Source organism: Neobacillus citreus, assembly GCF_018343545.2.
In the GTDB taxonomy this organism is placed as follows: domain Bacteria; phylum Bacillota; class Bacilli; order Bacillales; family Cytobacillaceae; genus Neobacillus; species Neobacillus citreus.
Genome location: NZ_JAGYPE020000004.1, coordinates 34,100 through 51,705, shown reverse-complemented (window position 1 = coordinate 51,705; position 17,606 = coordinate 34,100). Strand labels below are relative to the sequence as shown.

Sequence of the window (17,606 nt, the reverse complement as noted above, 5' to 3'; positions counted from 1 at the left end):
ATGCCAAAACCACAAAACATTGTCATGTTCACAAAATTGTTATTTTTATAGTCTAAAAAGCACTATAAAAGTGATTCTATTCAGAATCACTGATGAAGAACGTAATCGGTTTGCTGAAATCCAAGCCTCTGCATTTTTTTCACTAATGTTGATTGGCTGATACCGAGGGATTTCGCCGCTTTTCTTGTAGAACGGTATTGAACCATCGCTTCCATGATCATCGTTCTTTCAAGGTCTTGGACAACTTCTTTTAATGTCTTTTCAGTTGTTAAGGATTGGGACAAATACTGATGATTGAAAGAAAAATGGTGAGAATCGAGCATTTCTGACTCGACAGTTACCACAAGCCGTTCTATCAAGTTCTGCATCTCGCGAATGTTCCCTGGCCAGGAATAGGTCTTCATTTGGGTGATGGCCGCATCCGACAATTGTTTATTCAAGTTATATTTTTGGTTCAACTTCTTTAAAAAATAAAAAGCGAGCACCGGGATGTCCTCTTTCCGTTCGCGTAAGGAAGGAATTTTAATAGGAACAACATTTAAGCGGTAGTATAAGTCTTGGCGAAACTCCCCTCTGACTACCATTGATTCCAAGTCTTTATTAGTAGCTGAGATTATCCTAATATCTATTTTCTTCGATTGGCCGCCGCCAATCCGTCTGACTTCTAATTCCTGAATGACTCTTAAAAGCTTGACCTGGAGATGAAGCGGCATTTCCCCAATTTCATCAAGGAAAATGGTGCCTTTGTCGGCCTGTTCAAATAATCCTGCTCGCCCCTTGCTGTCAGCACCCGTAAAGGCCCCTTTTTCATAGCCAAATAACTCAGATTCAAGCAAATCCTTGGGGATGGCGGCACAATTTACTTTGATGAAGGGCTGATTGGCACGGGAACTTAATTTTTGAATTAAATTGGCGATTAGTTCCTTCCCAACCCCTGATTCCCCAAGCAGCAAAACCGTCGAAAGAACCAGAGCGATTTTTTGCACTAAATCGATGACTTTCAGCATTTTATCACTATTAGCTACAATCCCATCATGCGAGATAATATGGTCCTTTTTATGATAGAATTCCAATTCTTGCAAATACTGGTCAGCAAGCGCCTTGGTCTGTTTTAATTCGATCTTCAATTGATTTAAAGTGGAGATGTCCCTTAGGTTAGTGACCACATACAAAATTTCACCATTCTCATCAAAGATGGGATTTCCTGTCACCAATAGCTCTTTCCCGTTCACTTTTTGGACCATTGTCAGTCTTTCTTTTTTTTCTAAAACATGCATGGATATGGAATCGGAAATGATGCCTTGCTCTTTTAAATCGTTCATATGTTTCCCCATTAACTGTTCTTTTGTGGCACCCGTGACTCTTGTATAAGCCTTGTTCATTTTAAAACCATATCCGTTTTTATCGGTAATAAAAATTGGATCGTAGCTGGAGTCGATAAAATCTTCAAAAATCTTGGCCAATTTGCTGGTACGGTTTAATTCGTCAGTAAGTTTGTGAATTTGTTCTTGGAGATTTGTTCCCAAATTATTCATCTATTTCCACCCCTTGTCAGTTTATTATAAATTATCTGATTACTTTTTTCATCACTTAATAGTGGAAACCTGTCCTTGAAGAAGGAATACATCAACTTAAAAAAGAATAAATATAGTGGATTATGAATAAGGGGGACAAAGATGTTAAAACAAGAACAATTAAAGGAAATTAAAGATCTACAAGAGATTTGTGAAAAAGAAGGTGGATTCCACCTAAAGCTTAATGATGACATGCTCGAAAACCGTAGCGCAGACCGGCAGGAAGACTTCTTTCGTTACGAAGATGGCAAGCTCGTCGCTTTCCTAGGAAGCTATGGATTTGGAAATAAAGTGGAGCTTTGCGGGATGGTCCACCCGGATTATCGTAGAAGAGGGATTTTTTCGGAACTGCTGGAAATGGGACTTATCGAGGCAAAGAAACACGGTGCGAGCACGATTTTATTAAATGCTCCAACCGAGTCTCAATCAGCTAAGGATTTCTTGAAAAATATTCCGTGCACGTTTGCGGTGGCGGAGTATCAGATGAAATGGCAAGTTACTGAGTTATCCGATGATCCTTCTGTAACTGTCAGACCTTCTGTTTCTAAGGAAGATTGGGAGGCTGAAATCCAGTTAGAAATTTCAGGCTTTGGGTTTAGTGAAAAAGAAGCACGGGAATTTCAGCAGACCATCTCGGAAACTAGCAGTGAGGATAGGCTGATTATTGAGGCCGAAGGCAGGATAGCTGGAAAGATGCGTGTTTCTGAGTTGAATGGTGAAGCTTGGATTTACGGTTTCGCGATTTTCCCTGAACTGCGAGGTAAAGGGATAGGACGTCGTGCTTTATCAAGGGTCGTCAAAATGGAACATCAGAAAGGCTTGCCGATTTTTCTCGAAGTCGAAGCTAAGAACGCCCATGCCCTGAGGCTCTATGAATCTTGCGGATTTAGGAGTTATCATTCGCAGGATTATTATCTATATCAGAATTAAAATCACAAACAGCCAGGATATGTTTAGTATCCTGGCTGTTTTTAGTGAATTATTCATTGCAGGTTTATCATTTTTTTAGGAAACATTTTTATAAAGTTAATCGTATTAAATATAAAGAACCTTTTTGGTGGTGATATTATGAAATATTCATCAAAGATGGATTGGTGGCTAACAGTTATTGTTTTTGGGGGCATGATATTTGCAATTGGAAGCAGCGGTTTGGCGGTTTTTAAAGACACCCCGAATGTTGGAGAATTAATAGTTGCCCTCCTGTTCCCGATTCTATTATCCATTTTTATAGTGTGGCTGTGGCTGACTACTTACTATGTTTTTGATGATAAATACTTAATTGTCAGGTATGGGCCATTTAAGAAAATTATTCCTTTTTATTCAATAAAATCTGTCAGGAAAACGATGAATCCCTTATCTAGCCCAGCGTTGTCTTTAAAAAGACTTGAGATAACGTACGGTCAATATGATACTGTTCTCATTTCACCTAAGGACAGGGATGAGTTTATGGACGTTCTTGCTAAACACTGTCCTCATGCAAAAATAATAAGATCATAGAAAGTGCCAGATGACCGTTAAAAAGGGTACCTGGCACTTTTCTTTACTGATTCTTACTGTCGAAGCCATCAGGGCACCCCATCGGGTATAATACAAACCAACTTACTAGCTGTTTTTCTTCACCACGACCCCGCATTGTTCCTCCAACGGCAGAATAACCGCCGACATATCCAAATCACCTAAACCTTGCTCGGTTGACAAGCGATAGGCATCCTCTGCCAATTGACCCGTAAATTCCCTCAACCCTGCCTCTTGTAATAGCTGATTGGCCAAGCGGACATCTTTGTGAACATATTTCACGGCGCCGCCAGGCTCAAATTGGCGGTCGAATACATACTCCTTCATATGTCTCCGCAAAATTCGGCTGTCCCCATAGCTCGCAGAGAGAATTTTGTAAAGTTGCTCTGGGGCAAGGCCAAATTTAGACCCGGTTACCATCACTTCAGAAACTGCCAAGGAATGAACCGCAACAAGATATTGGTTCATGAGTTTGGCAATGCTGCCAGCACCTGATTGACCGAGATGTTCAATTGTTCCCCCGACAACGCCTAGTATCGGAAAAACCTTTTCAATAGCAGCCCGTTCGCCCCCGGCCATTATCGTTAAAGATCCACTTTCCGCACCCTCTGGCCCTCCGCTTACCGGGCAGTCGAGATAACTCATTCCTTTTTCAATGGCACGAGCGTGGATGGTCTTGCTCGTATCTGCGCCGACCGAAGTAAAATCGATACAAATGGTACCGGGCCGGGCATTTTCAAGGATTCCGCCGTTTCCTTGATACACTTCTAGAACGTCCCCTGGCATCGATAAACATGTGCAAATAACATCACTGTTTTGTGCCAGCGATGAGATAGATTCTTCTTGTCCTGCACCATGCTCCACCAACGCTTTTACTTTTTCCTTCGTCCGGTTATAGACATTTACTTGATACCCGTGATCCAATAGCCTTTTTACCATCCTTGAACCCATTACTCCGATCCCAACAAATCCTATTTTCATGTTTATTTTCCTCCTCCCCTAAGCCATTCGAAGCTATCTTGGCTTTTCCCTAAAGGGGTATATTCCAGCCCAATATACCCTTCATATGTATCATGTAAATATTGAAAAATACTTTGATAATCCATTTCCCCTATGCCAGGCTGATTCCGCCCCGGAACATCGGCAATTTGAATATGGCCCACCACGTTTGCATATTGTTGAAAAAGTGTGAGCGGATTCCCATGGATTCTTTGCATATGGTAAAAATCAAATTGAAGCATCACATTTGGCAGCCTCAACGTATCGAGAATGTCCTTTGCCTGATGAATATCACTCAAAAAATAATCCGGCATATCGTTTTGGTTAATCGGTTCTATCAAAACCGTCAGGCCATGCTTCGCCATTTCCGTTCCGGCAAAGAAAAGGTTCTCCAGAAAGACTTCGTTAGCGATTTTCTTATCATCTTCGGAAACGATACCGGCCATACAGTGAATTCTCGGAACGTTCAAGGCTGTGGCATACTTTATTCCTTCCATAACTGAACTTCTAAATTCATCCACCCGATTAGGGTCTACCGCAAGGCCACGGTCACCCTTTGACCAATTACCTGGCGGCAAATTCAAGAGCACCATCGATAATTCATTCCGGACAAGTTCCATCTGAATTTCTTCTATCGAATAAGCATAAGGAAATTGACACTCCACATATGAAAATCCACATTCCCGAGCTTTTTTAAACCGTTCCAAAAAAGGAACTTCAGTAAAAATAGTGGTAAGGTTAACAGCAAATTTGTTCATCTTAAACTCCATCAATAAAAATTTTTAGAAAAGCACTAAATTAAAGATTCGACTATAATTTTAATTTTTCCTTGCTTTTTTTCAAAAAATCGACAAATAAAATGCCTGGTACCGTCTTAAACCGGATGATACCAGGCACATGTTACATTATTTAGATGCGAATTCCGGCTTTCTTTTTTCTAAAAAGGCAGATGTTCCTTCGTTTTTGTCTTCTGTAGAAAACAGGACAGCTTGGGCAAGTTTTTCAATAAGCAGGCCAGTTCTTTGGTCTGTTTCAAATCCGGTTAAAACGGCAAGCTTTGCCAACTTAACAGCAAGCGGTCCTTTTGCAAGGATTTTATCGGCTACTTCCTCGGTTTTTGCTACCAGATCTTCCGGTGCTACTACTTCAGATACTAATCCAATCCGGTACGCTTCTTCGCCGTCAATCATTTTTCCAGTTAGAATCATCTCAAGCGCTTTCCCTTTGCCAACGACGCGAGCTAGTCGCTGGGTCCCGCCAGCAGAAGGAATGATAGCAAGATTCAGTTCCGGCAGGCCAAACTTGGCATTCGCGGACGCAACCCTTATATCACAAGAAAGCGCAAGCTCGCAGCCCCCGCCTAAGGCAAAGCCGTTTACCATCGCAATGGTTGGTTTATCATACATTTCAATGAGGTCATATACCTCTTGCATCCCGCCCGGTTTGAAAACATCAAGAGCAGTCTTCTTTTTTAACTGGCTGATATCTGCTCCTGCAGCGAAGGATTTTTCACCTTTTCCGGTAAAAACAACAACGCCGACTGAATCGTCTCCCCTTAACTCGTTAAGCGCGGCAACAATCTCCTGCAAAGTCTCAAAGTTCAAAGCATTGCGAAGCTCAGGACGATTGATGACGATATAGGCAAGGCGCCCTTTTCGATTAATTTCAAGATTTTGATAGTTTTGCATCAATAACTCCCCCTATTAATTATAGTTATAAAACCCTTTACCGCTTTTCTTTCCAAGCCGCCCTGCTTTTACATATTTTACGAGAATGGGACATGGGCGATATTTCTCTCCAAGTGTTTTATGGAGATATTCCATATTGCGGAGCCTTGTATCAAGGCCAACAAGGTCGGCGAGTTCAAGCGGACCCATTGGATGGTTAAGGCCTAATTTAATCGCTTTATCAATATCTTCGACCGTCCCAACACCTTCCATGACCATATTCATGGCTTCATTCCCGATGAGGCAGTTCATCCGGCTGGTGGCAAACCCGGGGAACTCATTGATTTTGACACATTCCTTTCCGAGCGCTTTTCCAAATTCAAAGCTTCTTTCGATCGTCTCCTCGGATGTTTCCAAGCCACAAACCACTTCAATCAGCTTCATTCTCGGTACCGGGTTGAAGAAATGAAGAGCAAGACAGCGTTCCGGTCTCGAGGTTTGTGCCGCAATTTCCGTTGGGCTCATCGTCGATGTATTGGTAGCCAAAATCGCAGAAGGCTTAACGATTTTATCCAGCTGCTTAAAGATTTCTATTTTTAAATCCATGATTTCCAAAACAGCTTCAATGACTATATCGGCATCCTGCGCGGCTTCTTCAAGCTGGGTGGTATAGCGGATTCTGTTTTTGGCACCATCTGCCGTTTCTCTATCAAGTTCTCCTTTTTCAACAGCACGATTAAATTGCTTTTCGATGTAGGATCGGCAGGTTCCCAGGGCAGATTCACTGATATCTTGAACATAGGTTATAAAACCCGCCGCTGCACTTGTATAAGCAATTCCTCGTCCCATCGTGCCGGAACCGATAACACTAACTATTTCCATGCTACTTTCCCCTTTCATGCAGAAAGAGCCCTCCTTAAGAAGGGGGCTGCTTTTCTATTAATCTCCTAAACCTAAGCTTTTACAAGCAAATTTTTAATTTCTTCGGTAAGCATTGGCACCACTTCAAATAAATCTCCGACAATTCCGTAATCGGCCACTTTAAAAATATTGGCCTCCGGATCCTTATTGATAGCAACGACCACTTTGGAGTTGGACATTCCCGCAAGGTGCTGAATGGCTCCAGAAATTCCGCAAGCGATATAAAGATCAGGCGTCACAACCTTACCTGTTTGTCCAATCTGCAGGGAATAATCGCAGTACTCCGCATCACACGCACCGCGTGAAGCGCCAACCGCGCCGCCAAGTACATCTGCAAGCTCTTGGAGCGGCTTGAAGCCTTCTTCACTTTTCACGCCGCGTCCACCGGAAATGATCACTTTTGCTTCTGTTAGGTCAACACCTTGGATTGCCTTTTTCGCCACTTCGCGAATGATAGTACGCAAATCCTTGATTTCTACAGAAACAGAGGACACCTCACCAGTGCGGGATGCATCTTTTTCAAGCGGTGCAATATTATTTGGTCGGATGGAGGCAAAAATTAAGCCGTCCGTGACAATTTTCTTTTCAAATGCTTTACCGGAATAGATTGGGCGGGTAAAAACAACATTTCCCCCTGCTGCTTCAATCGCTACGGCATCGGAAATCAATCCGGAACCAAGCTTGCTGGCAACCTTTGGTGATAGGTCTTTACCAAGTGCTGTGTGGCCAAAGATAATCGCATCCGGCTGTTCCTGCTCCACAACAGCAAGGATTGCCTGGGAAAAGCCATCTGGCGTGTAGCTGGCAAGCTTAGGGTTTTCCACCACGACAGTCCGGTCAGCACCATACTGAATCAACTCTTGTGCCAGATTTCCAACCGATTCACCAAGCAGGACAGCAACTACTTCGCCACCTTCAGCAACAGTTTTTGCTGCGGCAATCCCTTCAAATGATACATTTCTTAGTTCCCCATCACGGATTTCTCCAAGTACAATAACTTTTCTAGTCATGTCATTTCCCTCCTTAAATTACCTTTGCTTCTGAATGCAGCAGATTTACGAGTTCTTTTACTTGATCTTGAAGCTCTCCTTCAAGAACGCGGCCGGCTTCTTTTTTCGGAGGCAGGTAAATTTCGATTGTTTTCGTTTTTGCTTCAACATCGTCTTCCTCTAAATCAAGGTCATCTAGCTCTAATTCTTCGAGCGGCTTTTTCTTCGCTTTCATGATTCCTGGCAAAGATGGATAGCGCGGTTCATTTAAGCCTTGCTGTGCTGTTACCAAAAGCGGCAGAGATGTTTCAATCGTTTCAGAGCTTCCTTCAACGTCCCTGACGATGTTGGCGGTCCCGCCGTCTACTTCAATTTTTGTAATGGTGGTGACATAAGGGATATCTAAGAGGTCTGCGACACGTGGTCCGACTTGTCCGCTTCCTCCGTCAATCGCGACGTTTCCTGCAAAAATCAGGTCTGCATCCTTATCCTTCAGGTATTCGGCCAAAATTTTCGCCGTCGTAAATTCGTCGCCCGCTTCAAGGTCGTCCTCTGTATTAATTAACACTGCTTTGTCTGCTCCCATTGCCAGCGCCGTGCGCAGCTGCTTTTCTGCATCTTCTCCGCCAACAGACACGACGGTTACTTCCCCGCCTTGATTGTCGCGGATTTGGATTGCTTCTTCCACACCGTACTCATCGTATGGATTGATAATAAATTCAGCACCGTCCTCTTGGATGGCTCCCTTTGAGACGACAATTTTTTCCTCGGTATCAAATGTTCTTTTTAACAACACATAAATATTCATTTTATAACCCTCCTATTAAACTTTTGCCGGTGCGGCATCATACGTATAAAACCCTTTGCCTGTCTTTCTTCCTAACTCGCCTTTTTCAACTTTTTCTTGGACAATCTTTGAAGGTTTGTCCCGCTCGTCGCCGCTCTCCTGGTAACGCTGCATGCGGACGAGGTAATTGACATCGAGTCCGGTTAAATCCATTAGGGCAAATGGGCCAATTGGATGGTTGAGCGCTTTTTTGACAACTAGGTCGATGTCCTCGTGGCTTGCAATCCCATTTTCGAGAAGGAACAACGCTTCGTCCATCAACTTTCCTAAAATTCTGTTGGCGACAAAACCGGATATTTCTTTGTTGAGCAGGACTGGAAGCTTATTGATGGATTTCACAAACTCCATCGCCGTTTCGGCCGTTTCAGCAGAAGTGTGCGGCCCGCGGACCACTTCGACAAGCTCCATCACAAGGGCAGGATTGAAGAAATGGACATTGCACACTTGATCCGGACGTTCGGTTGCATCTGCAATTTTCGAACTAACGATGGTTGAGCTGTTAGTGGCAAGAATCGCGTGGGCCGGTGTGATTTTATCAAGCTTTGAAAATAGCTCTCTTTTAATCTCTAATTTTTCAACAATGGCTTCAATAACAATGTCGGCATCGCTTAAATCTTCCAAGAACGAGGTGAACTTGATTCGATTGAAAGCAGCTTCAACGGTTTCTGCTGTCAGTCTTCCTTTTGCCACCCTTTTTTGCATTTGTTCATCAAGGATTTGTTTTCCTTTTTCAAGGCTTTCTGCACTTACATCCTGCAGTGTGACGCTATAGCCGCCGAGCGCACAGACCATGGCTATTTGCGCTCCCATGGTGCCGGCGCCAACGACACCAACTTTTTGAATGTTTGTTGTCATTCTTTTTCTCCTTTCTCAAGCTCCTCTTTGACTAGGAGCCTTTTTAAAAGTTTCCCTACGGTATTTCTCGGCAGGGTATCGCGCACTTCGAACACTTTCGGAACCTTGTATGGTGTTAACTTTGAATAGCAGTATCCCTTTAATTCATCGTGATCGATTTCCCTCCCGCTTTTTGGGACGATAAATGCTTTGACGATTTCCCCGTGCATTTCGTGGGGAATACCGACTACGGCTGCTTCCTCGATATCCGGGTGTTCATATAGGACACCCTCCACCTCTTGTGGATAGATATTGAATCCCCCGACAATGATCATTTCTTTTTTTCGGCCGACGATGTAAAAATAACCGTCATCATCCATCATCGCGAGGTCTCCGGTATGAAGCCATCCGTCCTGCAGTGCTGCATGAGTCTCTTCTTGGTTATTCCAATAGCCTTTCATAATCTGCGGTCCTTTGATCAAAAGTTCCCCGATACTTTTCGGACTCACTTCGTTGTTCTGTTCATCTACAATCATGCAATCTGTGCCAAGCAGGGGAATCCCAATGCTTCCAACCTTCCGGATTCCAAATGGCGGATTTCGGTGTGTGGTAGGGGATGCTTCCGACAGTCCGAATCCTTCCGAAATTTTTGCACCTGTTAGCCCCTCAAAGCCTTTGAGCACTTCTACCGGCAGCGGGGCAGAACCGGATGAACAAAATTTCAAGCAGTTCAAGCGATAATCTTTGATTGCCGGGTGGTTCACGAAAGAAATATACATTTTTGGTACACCTGGAAAAAATGTAGGTTGATATTGTTCAATTTTTTCCAGAACATAATTGATTTCAAATTTTCTGAACAACAAAATTTTGGCGCCAATATGGATTCCGAGATTCATAGCACTTGTCATGGCGTACACGTGATACAAAGGGGTTGCAGCGAGAATGGTCTCCTCACCGCGAACCATGTTCTCCCCATACATATGAAGACTTTGAACCACATTTGCAACTAGGTTGTAATGGGTGAGCATGGCCCCTTTCATTTTCCCGGAGGTGCCGCCGGTATATTGAATGACCGCAATATCTTCCCTGACGTCTATTTCCACAGGTGCATTGATTGGTTCTGAAAATGGAATCAGCAAATCCAGTGTTTTACACTCTTCTGAGTGCAAATCTTCAAATTGTGAGCCAATAATGTACCGAAACGGATAGAGTTCGTTTACATCGAGAATGGTTTTTCTTGACTTTGGATCCCCTACAATGTAGGAAACCTGCGAGTCATTTACGATTTGCAATAGCTCTCTTGGCGTATACAGTGGATTGATTTGCACGACCGTTAGCCCGAGTGCTTGTGCAGCATAATAACAAATAATATAATCTGGATGATTGGCAAGCATTAAGCCGATCCGCTCGCCTTTTTGAAAGCCCAGCTCCAGCCAAGCGCCTGCCAGCCTGTCGACCTGATCCTTCAGGTCCTGAAAAGTGACATGTTCATCCTCGAAAATAATTGCTGTTTTATCGCTATATTTTTGGACGGATTCTTCCAGCATGCGGTAAAGCGGAATTTCCGGAATTTCAATACTCTCATCCTGCTTGTAAAATTGATACCAGGGCCGGTTCTTTAAATTTTGCAAGTACATCGCACCTCCTTTTTAAAGCGTTTAATTAAATATGGTTTCTGGCGCTACTCACGGATAAATTGGTTTTTCTCTCGGATAGATAGGAAATACTCTTGCATAGGCCTGATTTACTCTCGGATAAACTCAAATTTCTCTCGCAAGACGCTTTTACTCTCGGATAAGCAAGAAATACTCTAGGATAAACCCGATTTACTCTCGCAAGATGCCCTCAAGGCAGAGACGAGCCTTAAAGCGTACTTCCACCATCCACAGCCAAAACCTGCCCAGTCACAAAGTCACTTGCCGGGCTAGCGAAGTAAAGCGCGGCTCCCATTAGAGCGTGGTCATCGCCAATTCTGCCAAGCGGATTGTGCTTTTTAATTTCCTCTCCGCGTTCTGCTAGCACATGTTTCGTCATTTTGGATGGGAAGAATCCCGGTGCAATGGCATTGACATAAATTTGATGACGGGCCCATTTTCTAGCAAGGTCTTTTGTAAAATGATGAACGGCCGCTTTGCTAGTGCTGTAGCCAATGGCATTTAGCACTTCAGGCGGTTCAGCCTTGATGCCGGCCACTGAACCAATGTTGATAATCTTGCCGGATTTTCGTTCAATCATCTGTTTGCCCACTGCTTTTGTCACTAGAAACATCCCGGTCAGGTTAACGTTCATGACTTTTTCCCAGGCTTCCAAAGGCATTTCTTCAACCGGTGCTCCCCAGGTGGCGCCGCTGTTGTTAACAAGAATGTCAATTTGTCCGAAATCAGAGAGAATCTGGCTTACCAGCTCGTTGACGTCGTTTTCATTTTGAATATTGCAGGAATACCCTTTCGCTTTCACACCAAACGTTTCAGATAAATACTGTGCCGTTTCCTCACACTGGTCTAAATGCCGCGAACAAACGGCGATGTGGCAACCGGAGGAAGCATATGCCTCAGCGATTTGCCGGCCGAGCCCTCTGCCTCCGCCTGTAATAAAAGCAACCTTATTTTCGATATTAAACAGTTCTTTTTGCATGTCGTTCCCCCATCTTAATTCTCTTCTAAGATTCTTCTTGCAATAATCAGGCGCTGGATTTCATTGGTGCCCTCATAAATCTTTGTAATCCTCGCATCACGGTAGAAGCGTTCAACCGGATAATCGGATACATATCCCATACCTCCATGGATTTGAACAGCTTTATCAGCAACTCGGTTAAACACTTCGGAAGCGAATAATTTCGCCATCGATGCTTCCTTGATGACTACTTTTCCTTCATCAATCATCATTGCTGCTTTTAAGGTAAGGGCTCTTGCCGCCTCTGTTTCAGTTGCCATATCGGCCAGCATCCATTGAATCGCTTGATTTGCCGCAATTGGTTTTTTAAATTGGACTCTTTGCTTAGAATAGGAAGCAGAAAGCTCAATTAATTTGTCACATGAACCGACGGACCGTGCGGCCAAGCCCACGCGGCCTTCGCCCAAGATTTTTAACGCTGACATGTAGCCCATGCCGACTTCGCCGATCACATTTTCTTCAGGAACCACACAGTCTTCAAAAATTAACTGGGCAGTATAGGAACCACGTAAGCCCATTTTTTTATCCTTCTTGCCGACGGTGAAGCCAGGGAAATTCTTTTCAACGAGGAACGCCGTAATGCCGCCCTTGGCACCTTTTTCAGGATCTGTTAAGGCAAATACGGTAAACACATCGGCAACCGGTGCATTGGTAATGAAATGCTTTGTCCCATTTAGAATCCAGTTGTTGCCCACTTTTTCTGCACGTGTCGCTAGATTAGTTGCATCTGAGCCGGCACCTGGTTCAGAAAGTGCGAAGGCGGCAATTTTTTTGCCTGCGGCCATGTCTGGAAGGTATTTTTGCTTCAGGTAATCAGAGGCTAGCTTTACAAGCCCAGTAGAACCGATTCCAGTATGGGCACTGATTAAGCTGACGAAACCGTTATGCGTGCGGCCAAGCTGTTCAAGAACAACAGCTTTGCCAACCGTATTTAGCCCGATGCCGCCGTATTCTTCAGGAATGCTGATGCCGAATAATCCTAAGTCTTTTGCCTGATCAATCAGGTGCTGCGGAATGCGATCCTCGTCCTCGATGATCTGAGCGTAAGGTTCAACTTCTTTTTCAACGAAGTTACGTACCATTTGTTTCATTTGTTCAATTTCTTGTGGAAGTGTCACTAACATATGTATTTCCTCCTCTTTTTTGTTTCTGTTTAGAATAGATGCAAGAACCGTGCCAACATTGGAAACGCTTCAAAATAAATATTTTGAACTTTTTTATAATTTAAATGATTCATTTTTGAATTAACGAAAAGGATACTGATGGCCAAATCATGGTAAAACCCTGTGATTCAATTTTGAATTAAAAAATTCATTAATGAATCAAAAATAAAAACCACCTTTGAAGGTGGTTTGGTCAATCAAAATTTCAAGTTGTATTTCTTTAATTTCCTTACGATGGTTGGCTGGCTGCTATCTAGTGCTTCCGCTAATTCATAGGTGGTCCGATATTTTTTCAGTGCCAGTTTAAGTAGCTTCTCTTCCGCTATTTCAGTTGCCTGCTTCAAGGTCATCATTTCATTGATTGGAATGGCCTGCATTTCCGTTTTTCGATAATCAGCTGGCAAATGATCAACGGTTAAGGTTGATTCTTCTGTAACAAGGCACATTCTCTCAATCAAATTGGACAATTCTCGGACGTTCCCCGGCCAGCCATAATTATAGAAGAACTCTTTGAGACCCGAGGAGAGTTGTTTTTCCAAGGAATATTTGCTATTCATTACCTCCAGGAAATAATCGACTAGCGGCAGAATATCGGCCTTTCGATCGCTGAGCGGTGGAATTGAAATGGGAATCACATTCAAACGATAAAATAAGTCCTCGCGAAACTTCCCGTCCGCTACCATTTCCTTTAAATTTCTGTTCGTGGCAGCAATGGTGCGAACATCCACTTTCTTAGGGACCGTTCCGCCGATCCGCTGCACTTCTCGCTCCTGGATGACCCGTAAGAGTTTAACCTGTAAGTGAAGTGGAAGCTCCCCCACTTCATCAAGGAAAAGGACGCCATCATTGGCAAGCTCAAACATACCCGGCTTGCCTTTGCCACTCGCTCCAGTGAAGGCACCGGCCTCATAGCCAAACAATTCCGATTCGAGTAAATCCGGGGGAATGGCACCACAATTGATTTTAATCATTTGGCCTCTCCGGCTTCGTTCACTATTGTCAAATATATAGCGGGCCAGAACATCTTTCCCTGTTCCTGTTTCACCTAGAATCAGCACGGTCGCATCGACATTGGCGATGCGCTCTGCTGTCTCATAAATTTTCTGCAGCTGCTCACTCCGGATGACCACGCCACTTTTTGTAAATGATTTGCCTTTCAGACGCTCAATTTCTTCTTTATAACTATGATTCAACTGATTTGCTTTTGTCAGTGCTGCCTGCAGGTCATTTAGCTCCGATAGGTCGCGGATATTGGTGACAATACTTTCAATTTCTCCATTTTCATCAAGAACAGGGCTGCCGGTCAACAGCACTTCCCTGCCTTTGAAATTTTGCTGGACTAAAGACACGCTTCGCTTTTTCTCAAGGACCTGATGGGTGACGGAGTTTTTTAAAATACCCCTTTTCATCAAATCATCGACTTTTTTGCCAATATAATATTCCTTTGGAATCCCGGTCAGCCTTTCAATCGCTGAATTTGTTTTAACGGTAATACCTTCTTTATTGGTAATATAAATCCCGTCATACATGTTCTCAATAACCGCATTAAGCTCGCGGTTCACTTTATTTGCTTCCTTTAGTTCCTTGATCAAGGAAGTCAGTTCAGTTGAAAAGGTGCCGATATAGCCGATTTTCTCAGAATCAAGGAAGGGGCTTTTGATAAAAATCCAATCCTTACCCTCCCATGATGCATGAACCAGCTGCCCTCCCCTAAGCTCTACCCAAATATCAAAGACCTCATGAATACATTTCCCTGAAAATGGGATGTGCTTTTGAAGCATTTCATTGCTATAAAGTATGCGATTGTCGGACGCAGCAATAAAAAATGGAAACGGGAGTTTGTCTATGATGACTGCCTCCATGAAATCACCTCAAAAAATTGTTATGATTATAATTTCTACAATAGGTTGGTAATCCCTCTTGGAGTATTTTTCCTATTTATACACCTTCATAGTACCAAGTACCGTTATGCATACTTTTTGTGCACTGATTTTTAAAATAAAGATATTCCAAGTGTGCTAATGTTTCACCAACGGCAAAGCGTGTTTCGTGGATGTTTAGATTTTGAAACAAATGCCCGTTAACTTCGTAGATGGTCCTTGGTTGTTTCAGCACCTCACAGACTTTTTCCAACCGCTCCTGATGATGGGCCAATAATTCATCGATTCTCTGGTTGGCTCCACGAAAAGGTTTGCCATGGGAAGGGATGACGAAATCAGCATCCAATACTTTTATTTTTTCAAGAGATTGAAAGAACGCTTCTAATGGATTGCGGATGCCACGGAACCAATAAGAGATATTAGGTGAAATTCTCGGCAAAATATGGTCTGTTGAAAAAAGAATGCTATTTTCCTTGTTAAAAAGGCTTATTAACCCATCTGAGTGTCCCGGTGTAAATATCACTTCATATTCATAGTTACCGAAAGGGATCTTCATTCCCTCTATAAGGTGATGGTTTACTGTAGGATAAGGTTTTACCTTAGCATTAAAACTATTCTCATCTGATGTTAGTACCGCGGATAAATCATCGGGAAAGCCAAAGGTATCATAATGCTGCTTCATTTTAGCGATCGATTCCTGCTCCCAGCAGTCTAGTCCTGTCTTTTCATCCACTTCGGTCATCCAAACCTCAGCGTTAGTTAATTGCTGCAAAGTCCCGGCATAGCCAAAATGGTCAGGATGATAATGGGTAATGATGATATCTTTGACATCATGTTTTTCAATTATGGGCCGCCAGATATCCCTGGAAACCTCTGTATTTAAACCTGCATCGATGATGGTCCATCCATTTGCTCCCTCAGCTAAAAAACAATTCACGTGATTTAAACGAAAAGGAAGTGGGACGGTTACTTGTGTGACTCCTATTTCTGTAAGCAAAATTTACGACTCCTTCCTGGTACTTTCTAATTCTCTTAAAACAGTTTTTAGAATTTTTCCTGCCGCATTCCGTGGCAATTCTTCCAAAAATTCTACATAGCGCGGTTTTTTGTAGCTTGCTAATGCACCAGAACAATAGTTGATAACCTCTTGTTCTGTTAAACTTTTCCCATTGCGCAGGACAATCAAGGCTTTTACCGTTTCGCCCCATTTAGGGTCCGGGACACCAATGACTGCTGCTTCAAGAATATCAGGGTGGGTATATAATACCTCTTCAATTTCTTTTGGATAAATATTCTCGCCGCCGCTGATAATCATGTCCTTTTTGCGGTCAACAACGGAAATATACCCTTCTTCATCTGTCACGGCCAAATCGCCGCTGTGAAGCCAGCCGCCTCGAAACGCTTCCGCCGTCGCCTCAGGATTTTTATAATAGCCCTTCATAACGGTCGGACCTCTGAAGATAATTTCGCCAACCTGTCCCGGTTCTACATCGAGCATCCGCTCATCAACAACCCGAATCTCGACATTGGTAAAAGACAATCCCACCGAGCCAGATTTATTTAAGGAATCGGTTGGTTTTAAGGTCGTGGTTCCTGGTGAAGTTTCTGTCTGGCCGTAAGTATCAAAGACTCCTGCATTCGGGAAATGCTTCATGAGCCGTTTTTTCAATTCTAATGGTGTGGAAGCAGCGGCAGTACAAAGGACCCGCAAACTTGAAACATCAAATTCTCCAGATCTCGGATGTTCCAATAACATATTCCACATGGAAGGGACCATGAAGCTGTATGTAATTTTCTCAGCGTCAAAGGTTTCCAATACTCGTTCCGGATCAAATTTATCATGAAAAATAGACCTTCCTCCCATGAGAACCACCATGGAGAAGGCAGAAATCCCGCCGATATGGAACATCGGTGTCGTAATTAACTGGACCTCATCCTTTGTAAGGCCAAATTCAAGAGAGTAGTTCATGGCATTCATATAAACATTTTTATGAGATAGGACAGCGCCCTTCGGTTTGCCAGTTGTCCCGGATGTATAGCAAATTAAGAAATCATCATCATCTTCAAGCTCTACCAAACTAGGAGTATATGGATTGGCAAAAATCTGATTATAGGGATAATGGGAATCATTATGTAGGCTGTTATCATCAACCACAACCATTTCTTCAAGGTTCGGAAGATGATTTTTAATAGCTTCTATCGTGGAAACAAGTTTGTTGTCAACAACAATCATTTTTGCTTCAGAGTTTGTGAGAATATACTCAATTTCAGCCGGTTGTAAACGGAAGTTAATCGGAACAGCGACAGCCCCTATTTTGGCTAAAGCATATAAACACTCTGCATACTCGATTCGATTGAATAGTAACAAGGCAACCTTATCACCCTTTTTAATACCTTTGAATTGGAGCCAGCCAGCAAGGATGTTGACCCGATTATGTAGTTCTTCGTAAGTTATCCGCACCTCATTGCTCACTAAGGCAATCTTATTGGGAAACCTTCTTGTTGACCGCTCAAGCATTTGGTCCACTAACAACTGTCTTGATC

At 43.2% G+C, this 17,606-nt stretch carries 16 protein-coding genes; 2 read left to right on the top strand and 14 right to left on the bottom strand.

Features of this window, described 5'->3' with window-relative positions:
- Positions 1–86: 86 nt before the first annotated feature.
- Positions 87–1,535, bottom strand: a complete 1,449-nt coding sequence (locus KHB02_RS03850; protein ID WP_213139872.1) for a sigma-54 interaction domain-containing protein — start codon at positions 1,533–1,535, stop codon at positions 87–89.
- A gap of 141 nt (positions 1,536–1,676) precedes the next feature.
- On the opposite strand from KHB02_RS03850, the gene KHB02_RS03845 reads away from it, so the two are divergent.
- Both KHB02_RS03845 and KHB02_RS03840 read left to right on the top strand, forming a co-directional pair.
- On the top strand, positions 1,677–2,504 hold the full coding sequence (locus tag KHB02_RS03845) for a GNAT family N-acetyltransferase (protein ID WP_213139871.1): 828 nt from the start codon (positions 1,677–1,679) through the stop codon (positions 2,502–2,504).
- A 138-nt stretch (positions 2,505–2,642) separates the two neighbouring features.
- A complete protein-coding gene (locus tag KHB02_RS03840; RefSeq protein ID WP_213139870.1) occupies positions 2,643–3,071 on the top strand; it encodes a PH domain-containing protein in 429 nt (142 codons plus the stop codon).
- A gap of 105 nt (positions 3,072–3,176) precedes the next feature.
- Here KHB02_RS03840 and KHB02_RS03835 read toward each other — a convergent pair whose 3' ends face one another.
- The 13 genes from KHB02_RS03835 to KHB02_RS03775 form a co-directional block, all read right to left on the bottom strand.
- On the bottom strand, positions 3,177–4,070 hold the full coding sequence (locus KHB02_RS03835; RefSeq protein ID WP_213139869.1) for an NAD(P)-dependent oxidoreductase: 894 nt from the start codon (positions 4,068–4,070) through the stop codon (positions 3,177–3,179).
- Between the two features lie 2 nt (positions 4,071–4,072).
- A complete protein-coding gene (locus KHB02_RS03830; protein WP_213139868.1) occupies positions 4,073–4,846 on the bottom strand; it encodes a hydroxypyruvate isomerase family protein in 774 nt (257 codons plus the stop codon).
- Between the two features lie 147 nt (positions 4,847–4,993).
- Positions 4,994–5,776: an enoyl-CoA hydratase/isomerase family protein gene (locus KHB02_RS03825; protein ID WP_213139867.1), complete on the bottom strand. Its 783-nt coding sequence runs from the start codon at positions 5,774–5,776 to the stop codon at positions 4,994–4,996.
- Positions 5,777–5,791: 15 nt separating this feature from the next.
- Entirely contained in the window at positions 5,792–6,637 is an 846-nt protein-coding gene (locus KHB02_RS03820) for a 3-hydroxyacyl-CoA dehydrogenase family protein (protein WP_213141222.1), read from the bottom strand.
- A gap of 71 nt (positions 6,638–6,708) precedes the next feature.
- The gene (locus KHB02_RS03815) at positions 6,709–7,686 is read right to left on the bottom strand and encodes an electron transfer flavoprotein subunit alpha/FixB family protein (protein ID WP_213139866.1); all 978 of its coding nucleotides are present in this window, start codon (positions 7,684–7,686) and stop codon (positions 6,709–6,711) included.
- Between the two features lie 13 nt (positions 7,687–7,699).
- Positions 7,700–8,473 (bottom strand): electron transfer flavoprotein subunit beta/FixA family protein, encoded by a 774-nt coding sequence (locus KHB02_RS03810; RefSeq protein WP_213139865.1) that lies wholly within the window; start codon positions 8,471–8,473, stop codon positions 7,700–7,702.
- A gap of 15 nt (positions 8,474–8,488) precedes the next feature.
- Positions 8,489–9,367: a 3-hydroxyacyl-CoA dehydrogenase family protein gene (locus tag KHB02_RS03805; protein ID WP_213139864.1), complete on the bottom strand. Its 879-nt coding sequence runs from the start codon at positions 9,365–9,367 to the stop codon at positions 8,489–8,491.
- Positions 9,364–10,977, bottom strand: coding sequence for a long-chain-fatty-acid--CoA ligase (locus KHB02_RS03800; protein WP_213141221.1), 1,614 nt, complete (start codon positions 10,975–10,977; stop codon positions 9,364–9,366). The genes KHB02_RS03805 and KHB02_RS03800 overlap by 4 nt, the downstream gene beginning before the upstream one ends.
- A 232-nt stretch (positions 10,978–11,209) precedes the next feature.
- Positions 11,210–11,980 carry an SDR family oxidoreductase gene (locus KHB02_RS03795; protein WP_213139863.1) on the bottom strand — a complete coding sequence of 257 codons (771 nt, stop codon included), beginning with the start codon at positions 11,978–11,980 and terminating at the stop codon, positions 11,210–11,212.
- Positions 11,981–11,994: 14 nt separating this feature from the next.
- Positions 11,995–13,143, bottom strand: a complete 1,149-nt coding sequence (locus KHB02_RS03790) for an acyl-CoA dehydrogenase family protein (RefSeq protein ID WP_213139862.1) — start codon at positions 13,141–13,143, stop codon at positions 11,995–11,997.
- Positions 13,144–13,379: 236 nt separating this feature from the next.
- Entirely contained in the window at positions 13,380–15,044 is a 1,665-nt protein-coding gene (locus tag KHB02_RS03785; RefSeq protein ID WP_213139861.1) for a sigma-54 interaction domain-containing protein, read from the bottom strand.
- A 76-nt stretch (positions 15,045–15,120) separates the two neighbouring features.
- Positions 15,121–16,059 (bottom strand): MBL fold metallo-hydrolase, encoded by a 939-nt coding sequence (locus KHB02_RS03780; protein WP_213139860.1) that lies wholly within the window; start codon positions 16,057–16,059, stop codon positions 15,121–15,123.
- Positions 16,060–16,062: 3 nt separating this feature from the next.
- Positions 16,063–17,606, bottom strand: a 1,544-nt coding sequence (locus tag KHB02_RS03775) for a class I adenylate-forming enzyme family protein (protein ID WP_241113702.1), incomplete at its 5' end; no start/stop codon positions are given.